The sequence below is a fragment of the Halomonas sp. genome, assembly GCF_033549285.1.
Lineage (GTDB): Bacteria > Pseudomonadota > Gammaproteobacteria > Pseudomonadales > Halomonadaceae > Halomonas.
In genome coordinates this window covers 12,454-20,891 of sequence record NZ_JAWSUJ010000074.1, presented here as the reverse complement: position 1 = coordinate 20,891, position 8,438 = coordinate 12,454, and the positions used below count along the sequence as shown (strand labels likewise).

General features: G+C 67.3%; 8 protein-coding genes and 3 tRNA genes. 4 read left to right on the top strand and 7 right to left on the bottom strand.

Annotated elements, in window-relative coordinates; translation table 11 throughout:
• From SCI24_RS15305 to ccoN, 7 genes are all read right to left on the bottom strand, one after another.
• Positions 1-1,809, bottom strand: a 1,809-nt coding sequence (locus SCI24_RS15305) for a heavy metal translocating P-type ATPase (RefSeq protein ID WP_318726197.1), incomplete at its 3' end; no start/stop codon positions are given.
• A gap of 19 nt (positions 1,810-1,828) precedes the next feature.
• Complete coding sequence (locus tag SCI24_RS15300; RefSeq protein WP_318726196.1) at positions 1,829-2,341, bottom strand: FixH family protein; 513 nt, start codon at positions 2,339-2,341, stop codon at positions 1,829-1,831.
• Positions 2,341-3,774, bottom strand: a complete 1,434-nt coding sequence (gene ccoG / locus SCI24_RS15295) for a cytochrome c oxidase accessory protein CcoG (RefSeq protein WP_318726195.1) — start codon at positions 3,772-3,774, stop codon at positions 2,341-2,343. Before ccoG ends, SCI24_RS15300 begins: the two co-directional genes overlap by 1 nt.
• A 133-nt stretch (positions 3,775-3,907) precedes the next feature.
• A complete protein-coding gene (ccoP, locus tag SCI24_RS15290; protein WP_318726194.1) occupies positions 3,908-4,837 on the bottom strand; it encodes a cytochrome-c oxidase, cbb3-type subunit III in 930 nt (309 codons plus the stop codon).
• Entirely contained in the window at positions 4,834-5,049 is a 216-nt protein-coding gene (locus SCI24_RS15285) for a cbb3-type cytochrome c oxidase subunit 3 (RefSeq protein ID WP_318726193.1), read from the bottom strand. Before SCI24_RS15285 ends, ccoP begins: the two co-directional genes overlap by 4 nt.
• 2 nt (positions 5,050-5,051) lie before the next feature.
• Complete coding sequence (ccoO, locus tag SCI24_RS15280) at positions 5,052-5,660, bottom strand: cytochrome-c oxidase, cbb3-type subunit II (RefSeq protein WP_318726192.1); 609 nt, start codon at positions 5,658-5,660, stop codon at positions 5,052-5,054.
• A gap of 22 nt (positions 5,661-5,682) precedes the next feature.
• Positions 5,683-7,107 carry a cytochrome-c oxidase, cbb3-type subunit I gene (ccoN, locus tag SCI24_RS15275; RefSeq protein ID WP_318726191.1) on the bottom strand — a complete coding sequence of 475 codons (1,425 nt, stop codon included), beginning with the start codon at positions 7,105-7,107 and terminating at the stop codon, positions 5,683-5,685.
• 163 nt (positions 7,108-7,270) lie between these two features.
• Here ccoN and SCI24_RS15270 point away from each other — a divergent pair, with 163 nt between their 5' ends.
• The 4 genes from SCI24_RS15270 to SCI24_RS15255 all read left to right on the top strand — a co-directional run bounded on the left by SCI24_RS15270 (position 7,271) and on the right by SCI24_RS15255 (position 8,429).
• Entirely contained in the window at positions 7,271-7,993 is a 723-nt protein-coding gene (locus SCI24_RS15270; protein ID WP_318726190.1) for an alpha/beta family hydrolase, read from the top strand.
• 136 nt (positions 7,994-8,129) lie between these two features.
• Positions 8,130-8,205: transfer RNA gene (locus SCI24_RS15265), tRNA-Val, on the top strand.
• Positions 8,206-8,247: 42 nt separating this feature from the next.
• Positions 8,248-8,324: transfer RNA gene (locus tag SCI24_RS15260), tRNA-Asp, on the top strand.
• A 28-nt stretch (positions 8,325-8,352) separates the two neighbouring features.
• Positions 8,353-8,429: transfer RNA gene (locus SCI24_RS15255), tRNA-Asp, on the top strand.
• The last annotated feature ends 9 nt before the right edge of the window (positions 8,430-8,438 follow it).

Below are 8,438 nucleotides of genomic sequence, written 5' to 3'. Positions count from 1 at the left end.
GGGCCGGCCGAGCCGCCAGCGGCGATCGCCGATCCTGCCCTCCAGGCCCTGGCCGGGGCGGCTGAGCACCTCCCCGGCCGAGAGGGTGGCCTCGCGGTAGGGGCGAAAGGCCCGCGCGATGGGGTGTTCCGACTGGGCCTCCAGGGCGGCCGCGACGCTTCGTGCACGCGCCTCGTCGAGCGCGCCGTCCGGGGCGTCGATCGGACGGGTCTCGACCAGGCTTATCTCGCCGCTGGTCAGGGTGCCGGTCTTGTCGAAGATCACCCGGTCGAGCTGGGAGAGCATCTCCAGGGCATCGGCACGGGTGATCAGCACGCCGCGACGATGCAGGCGGCCATGGCCGGCGGTCAAGGCCGTGGGGGTGGCCAGCGCCAGGGCGCAGGGACAGGTGACCACCAGCACCGACAGGGTGACCCAGAGCATGCGGTCCGGGTCGATGAACCACCAGGCGAGCGCCACCCCGACCGAGATGATCAGCACCTGCAGCACGAAGTGGTGGGCCATGCGCGCCGCCAGCTGGGCGATGCGAGGGCGGCTGGCGAAGGCGCGGTCGGTGAGGTCAACGATGCTGGCGACCCGGGCGTCGGCGCCGGCATGGGTGACGCGCACCGTCAACGGGCTCTCGATGTTCTGGCTGCCGCCGGTCACGCGGTCACCGACCCCGCGGGTCACCGGCAGGTACTCCCCGGTGAGCATGGACTCGTCGAGGCTCGACTCGCCGGACTCGATCACCCCGTCGGCCGGCACGCCATGGCCGGGCTTGACCAGCACCCGGTCGCCGGCGGCGAGCTCGCTGGCGGGCAGGATGCGCTCCTCGCCCGCCTCGGTGAGGCGAATCGCCGAGAGGGGCAGGGCGTCGGACAGGGCGTTGCCGCTGTGGCCGCTGCGGCGTCGGGCGCGGCCTTCCACGTAGCGGCCGAAGAGCAGGAAGAAGGTGAACATGGCCACCGAGTCGAAATAGACGTCGCCGTGGCCGGCGATCACCGCATAGCCGCTGGCCAGGTAGGCGCCGCCGATGGCCAGCGATACCGTCACGTCCATGCCCAGGACCCGGGTCTGCAGGTCGCGCAGGGCGCCCGCGAAGAAGGGCTGGGCCGAGAAGAGCACCACCGGGGTGGCCAGGGCGAAGGAGAGCCAGTGGAAGAGGGCCAGGAAGTCGGCGCTGATCTCGTCGGGACCGGCCACGTAGATGGGGATCGAGAACATCATCACCTGCATCATGCCCACGGCGGCGACGATCAGGCGGCGCACGTTCATGCGCTCCTCGTGCTGCAGGCGCTGCTGCGCCGCATCGGGTTCCCAGGGCTGGGCGGGGTAGCCGATGGCCGCCATCTCGGCGAGGATCCGCGACAGGGCGACCCGCTCGGGATCCCAGCTGACCCGCAGGCGGTGATGGGTGAGGTTGACGGCGCTGGCGGTGATCCCCTCCAGGGCATTGAGGCGGTGCTCGATCAGCCAGGCGCAGGCCGCACAGGTGATGCCGTCCACGGCCAGGGTGGCATGCACGGTCCCGTCGTCACCCTCGGGATGCACGAAGCGCGCCTGCAGCCCCGGGTCGTCGAACACCGCCCAGGTCTCGGCCCGGGCCGCCTGGCGGTCGTCCGGTCGCTCCGGCAGCTCGGTGCGGAAGCGGTAGTAGCTCGCCAGGCCGCCATCGACGATGGCATGGGCCACGGCCTCGCAGCCGGGGCAGCAGAGCGGGTGGCGCACCTCGTCGAGGGTGATCGACCAGGGCGCACCCTCCGGCACCCGGCTGCCGCAGTGGTAGCAGTCGGGGGCCGCGTCAGGCGTCTGGGGGCTATGGGTCATGGCGTCTCGTGGGATGGCGCTAGAGGCCGGGAACCAGGGCGATCTCGTCGTCGCTGGGGAAGCGGGCCTCGCCGGTCAGGCGCCATTCGGCGTCCCGGCCCTCGGCGGGCTGCAGCTGCAGGTACCAGCGGTAGGTCAGCGGTTCGTCGATCATCCCCACGTAGCGCCCGTTGCGGACATGCTCCAGGGTCAGCGAGCGGTCGCGGTGGCTGTCGGTGGGAAAGACCAGCGCCAGGTGGAGGCGCTCGGGACGGCGCTCCCCCTGCAGGTCGACGACGATGTCGCCGGTGCGGGGGTCGGCACGCATCACCGCCTCCAGGCCCAGTGACTGGGCGTGCTCCTGTTTTGCCAGCTGCTCGTTGATGGCCAGGCCCCGCTTGTAGTAGTCACCGCCCACCGAGCCGTCATAGTAGCGGATCGACAGGGTCAGGTAGACCAGGCTGAAGGTCACCGAGGAGGCCAGCAGGCCGATCAGGAACCAGGGCCAGAACTGCTTGTACCAGGGCGGGATGCTCTCGTGTTCCGCACTCATCAGCGGGTCTCTCCTATGAAGCGGCTGTCGCGCTCGATGGCGATGTCGGCATCCTGGGCTTCCAGCCGCAGGATGATCTCGGCGCTGGGCCGGTCGATGGCCCCGGGGGGGACGCTTGCCTGGATCACCAGCTGGCGCGAGTCGCCGGCGGGCACGCTGACCTCATGGGTGTCCAGGGTCAGGCCGGGCAGGCCGGAGGCCTCCAGCCGGTAGACATGCGCCTGGCTGTCGAGGTTGCGCACCGTCAGGGTATAGACGTTGCTGATGCGCCCGTCGCGGGTCATCTGGAACAGCTGGTTGCGCTCGCGCTCCACGTCGAAGCCCAGGGGGGTTCGGTCTGCCACCGCCCAGGCGAAGACGCCGATCATCACCACCAGGGCGGCCAGGTAGCCCATCAGGCGCGGCCGCAAGATGTGCGTCGGCTTGCCCTCCAGGGCGTTCTCGGTGGTGTAGCGGATCAGGCCGCGGGGATAGCCCATCTTGTCCATCACGCTGTCGCAGGCGTCGATGCAGGCCGCGCAGGTGATGCACTCGTACTGGAGGCCGTCACGGATGTCGATGCCGGTGGGGCAGACCTGCACGCAGAGGTCGCAGTCGATGCAGTCGCCGTGGCCGGACTCACGCGCCTCGGCGTGGGAGAGGCTCTTCTTGCGCGGGCCGCGAGGCTCGCCGCGAGCGGTGTCGTAGGAGACGATCAGGGTGTCGCGGTCGAACATTACCGACTGGAAACGCGCATAGGGGCACATGTAGATGCACACCTGCTCGCGCAGCCAGCCGGCGTTGAGGTAGGTGAAGACCAGGAAGAAACCGACCCAGAAGTAGGACCAGCCGTGGGCCTCGAGGGTCGGCAGTTCCACCACCAGGTCGCGGATGGGGGTGAAGTAGCCGACGAAGGTGACCCCGGTGGCCAGGGCGATCAGCAGCCAGATGGCGTGCTTGGCGGACTTGCGCCACAGCTTGTCGCGGGTCATCGGCTGCTTGTCGAGCTTGATGCGGCGGTTGCGCGACCCCTCCAGGCGATGCTCGACCCAGATGAACAGGAAGGTCCAGACGCTCTGCGGGCAGGTGTAGCCGCACCAGACCCGGCCGGCGAACACCGTGATGAAGAACAGGCCGAAGGCGCAGATGATCAGCAGCCAGGAGAGCAGCATGAACTCCTGGGGATAGAAGGTCGCCGAGAAGATGTGGAACTCGCGTCCCGGCAGGTCGAACCAGATGGCCGGACGATCCCCCCAGGGCACCCAGGGCAGCAGGAAGAAGGCCAGCATCAGGGCCCAGTTGGACGTGCGGCGCAGGCGCTGGAAGACCCCCTTGATCTCGCGCACGTAGATATGGCGCCGGCTGGCGTACATCTGCTGGGTGACCGCTTCCCGGGGCGTGTGATGCTCCACGGGATCCGGGGTGACATCGCGGGTCGGGATCTTTTCACTCATGGCAGGCTCACGGCTGGCAGGGGGCAGGACCGGGCAAGGGGCCGCTGCGGGTGCGTCCATTGTATCGAGCTGGCCGCATAACGAGAAAGGGTGCGACCGGAGGCCGCACCCTTTCTTGCCGCAGGTCGTCGCTTCAGTCGTCCTGACTCAGGCTGTAGACATAGGCGGCGACGAGGTGGACCTTGTCCTCGCCGATATAGGCGGCCTGGGCCGGCATGTGGCCATTGCGGCCGTTGCGCAGGGTCTGGCGCACCGAGTCGCCCAGCGACTGGCCGGGTGCCTGGTAGAGCCAGGCATCGTCGGTCAGGTTGGGCGCGCCCAGGGCCTGGTTGCCGGTGCCGTCGGGGCTGTGGCAGGCGGCGCACACCGAGGCGAACACCGCGGCACCCTGCTCGGCGCGCCCTTCGTCCTCGGCATTGCCGGAGAGCGACAGCACGTGCTGGGTGACGTTCTCGATGTTCTCGCTGCCCAGCTGCTGCCAGGAGGGCATCAGGCCGTTGCGGCCGTTGGCGATGGTATGGACGATGTTCTCCGGCTCGCCACCATAGAGCCAGGCGTCATCGGTCAGGTTGGGGAAGCCATAGCCCCCCTGGGCGCCCGAACCGTGGCAGACCGCGCAGTTGTTGAGGTAGATGCGCTCGGCGACCTGCATGGCTTCGCCGTCCCTGGCCAGTTCCGGGATCGGGACCTCCTGGTACTGGGCAAAGATCGGGGCGAAGCGCTCCTCGGCACGGGCCACCTCCTCCTCCCATTGGCTCTCCTGGCTCCAGCCCAGCACGCCGGCGAAGTTGCCCAGCCCCGGGTAGAGCACCAGGTAGCCCAGGGCGAAGATCACCGTGCCCACGTAGAGCTGGAACCACCAGCGGGGCAGCGGGTTGTCGTACTCCTCGATCCCGTCGGCGGCATGGCCGGTGGTATCCACGTTGCCTTCGGCATCGGGGGTCTTGTCGGTCTTGCGGTTGGCGTAGAGCAGCCAGAAGGCAATCCCGATGGAGCCCAGCGTGATGACGATGATCCAGGCACTCCAGAAGCTGGAAAGGGAGTCACCCCAAAGATTATTCATGTGTTCCTGTCTCCCCTGTCATGGCGGGAATCGGTCTCGCGCGAGGCGCTCGTGTCACGGTTCGCCGGTGCATCATCCTCGTCGGCGAAGGGCAACTGGGCCGCCTCGTCGAAGTCCTTCTTGCGTCGCTTCGAGTAGGCCCACAGGGTGAGCCCGATGAAGGCGATGATCAGGATGCCCGTGATGATGCCGCGAAAGGTCCCGGTATCCATAGTCAGCGCGTGCCCTCGAGCACGGTGCCAAGCTGTTGCAGATAGGCGACCAGCGCGGTGATCTCCTGCTCGCCGCGCACCTCGCGGGTGGCGTTCTCTATCTGCTCGTCGGTATAGGGCACGCCGAGGGCCCGCAGGGCGCGCATCTTCTTCGGCGTGTCCTGGCCATCCAGGGTGTTCTCGAACAGCCACGGATAGGCGGGCATGACCGACTCCGGCACCACGTCACGCGGGTTGTAGAGGTGGGCGCGGTGCCAGTCGTCGCTGTAGCGGCCGCCGACGCGGGCCAGGTCCGGCCCGGTGCGCTTGGAGCCCCACAGGAAGTTGTGGTCGTAGACCGACTCGCCGGCCACGCTGTAGTGGCCGTAGCGCTCGGTCTCGGCCCGGAAGGGGCGGACCATCTGCGAGTGGCAGCCGACGCAGCCCTCGCGGCGATAGATGTCGCGGCCTTCCAGTTCCAGTGCGGAGAGCGGCTCGAGCCCCTCGACGGGTTCGGTCGTCTGCTTCTGGAAGAACAGCGGCACGACCTCGGCCAGGCCGCCGAAACTGATCACCACCAGGATCAGTACGGCAAGCAGGCCGACGTTCTTTTCGACGATCTCGTGTCTCATTGGTGTCGGTTTCCCCGTTGGCTCAGGCAGTCTGCGGAATCGGCTGACGGGCGCCTTCGCCGCGCCGGACAGTCATGAAGACGTTGAAGGCCATGATCAGCATGCCGGTGACCCAGCACAGGCCGCCGATCAGGCGCACGATGTAGCCCGGGCCGCTGGCCTCCACGGATTCGACGAAGGTGTACATCAGGGTGCCGTCGGGGTTGATGGCGCGCCACATCAGGCCCTGCAGGATGCCGTTGACCCACATGGAGGCGATGTAGAGCACGGTGCCGATGGTAGCCAGCCAGAAGTGCACGGCGATCAGGTTCACCGAGTGCATCTCGGTGCGGCCGAACAGGCGCGGGATCAGGTGGTACATGGAACCGATGGTGATCATCGCCACCCAGCCCAGGGCGCCGGCATGCACGTGGCCGATGGTCCAGTCGGTGTAGTGGGAGAGGGCGTTGACGGTCTTCACCGCCATCATCGGCCCCTCGAAGGTGGACATGCCGTAGAAGGAGAGGGCGACCACCAGGAAGCGCAGGGTCGGGTCGGTGCGCAGCTTATGCCAGGCGCCGGAGAGGGTCATCATGCCGTTGATCATGCCGCCCCAGGAGGGGGCCAGCAGGATGATCGACATGATCATGCCCAGCGACTGGGCCCAGTTGGGCAGGGCGGTGTAGTGCAGGTGGTGCGGGCCGGCCCACATGTAGACCATGATCAGCGCCCAGAAGTGGACGATGGAGAGGCGGTAGGAGTAGACCGGGCGCTCGGCCTGCTTGGGCACGAAGTAGTACATCATCCCCAGGAAGCCGGCGGTCAGGAAGAAGCCCACCGCGTTGTGGCCGTACCACCACTGCACCATGGCGTCGATGGCGCCGGCGTAGATGGAGGTGGAGTACATGGGCGTGACCGGGATGGCGGCGTTGTTGACGATGTGCAGCACCGCCACGGTCAGGATGAAGGCGGCGAAGAACCAGTTGGCCACGTAGATGTGGGAGGTCTTGCGCAGCTTGATGGTGCCCAGGAAGACGATGGCATAGCTGATCCAGACCACGGCGATCAGGATGTTGATCGGCCACTCCAGCTCGGCATACTCCTTGGTGGTGGTATAGCCCAGCGGCAACGAGACCACCGCCGAGACGATCACCGCCTGCCAGCCCCAGAAGGTGAAGGCCGCCAGCTTGTCGCCGAACAGCCGCGTCTGGCAGGTGCGCTGCACCACGTAGTAGGAGGTGGCGAACAGTGCCGAGCCGCCGAAGGCGAAGATCACGGCGTTGGTGTGAAGGGGGCGCAGGCGGCCGAAGCTCGTCCACGGCAGTCCCAGGTTCAGTTCCGGCCATACCAGCTGTGCGGCAAGGATGACACCGAGGGTCATGCCCACGATGCCCCACACCACCGTCATGATCGCGAACTGCCGAACTACCTTGTAGTTGTAGGTCGGGTGTTCAAATGCTGTGCTCATGTCAGGATCCCATCGAACGCGGTTTGGGGGTGTCCCGCGGCATTCTGCCTCGGGGCGACCTCCGCAGGATGATGCAGGTCTATAACCATTGCCGATTCTAGCGCAGGCGTGCGACAAGCTGAACACGCCAATATGTTGATTCATGAACCCGAAGGGGCTGAAATTGTCAGACTATTCTTGTCGGGATTTGCCGCCTGTCGACCGCCACTCCCTGCACCGCTTGCTGCGGGATGGCGAGTCCGGCGCCTGGATCATCGAGGGCCTCGGCCCCCTGGAAGTGCGTGGAGCGTGTCGGGTGGGCCGGCTGCTGATGGCTCACGGCGCCGGTGCGGGACAGGATTCAACCTTTCTGCAACGGTTGCGTGAGGCACTGGCCGAAGTGGGGGTGCAGACACTGTCCTTCGAGTTCGCCTACCTGCAGCAGATGCGTCGCGAGGGCCGCCGTCGGCCGCCGCCAAGGGTCGATCGCCTGGTCGATGAACTGGCCCATTGGTGCGACAGCGTGTCGCACCGCGACCTTCCGCTACCCTGGCTGGGGGGCAAGTCGATGGGCGGACGCGTCGCCAGCCTGCTCGCGGCCCGCGACGGCGCTGCCGGCCTGGTGCTGTGCGGTTACCCCTTCCATCCGCCCGGCAAGCCCGAGCGCCTGCGGCTCTCTCACTGGCCGCTGCTGGGCTGTCCGACCCTGGTGGTGCAGGGCAGTCGAGACCCCTTCGGGACCCGTGACGAGGTGGCGGGCTATGAACTCCCCGACGCGGCGCGGCTTCACTGGCTCGAGGACGGCGACCATGACTGGAAGCCACGCCGCGCCTCGGGCAGGACCCAGGCGGAGCTGATCGACGAGGGGGCGGCAGCGATCGCCGCCTTCATGGCTGCCCACCCCTGAGACGCCCGTGTCACGTGCGGTACGGGCAAGTCGATGAAAGGGCGATGGTTCTTCGCTCTGGGGAAGCGCTTCCTGGCGATGCGAAAAGCGTTGACATTGGTCGGGGCCGCTGTAGAATGCAGCGCCACGTGACCGGGGGTGGTTAGCTCAGCTGGGAGAGCACCAGCCTTACAAGCTGGGGGTCACAGGTTCGAACCCTGTACCACCCACCATCGCCTCGGCGATGCCCGATCATGTCGCAGGAAGAGAGCAGCGGACCGGTAGTTCAGTTGGTTAGAATGCCGGCCTGTCACGCCGGAGGTCGCGGGTTCGAGTCCCGTCCGGTCCGCCATCGTCTTCCCCGTCGCAGGTCATCTTGCGGACCGGTAGTTCAGTTGGTTAGAATGCCGGCCTGTCACGCCGGAGGTCGCGGGTTCGAGTCCCGTCCGGTCCGCCATGATGGCAT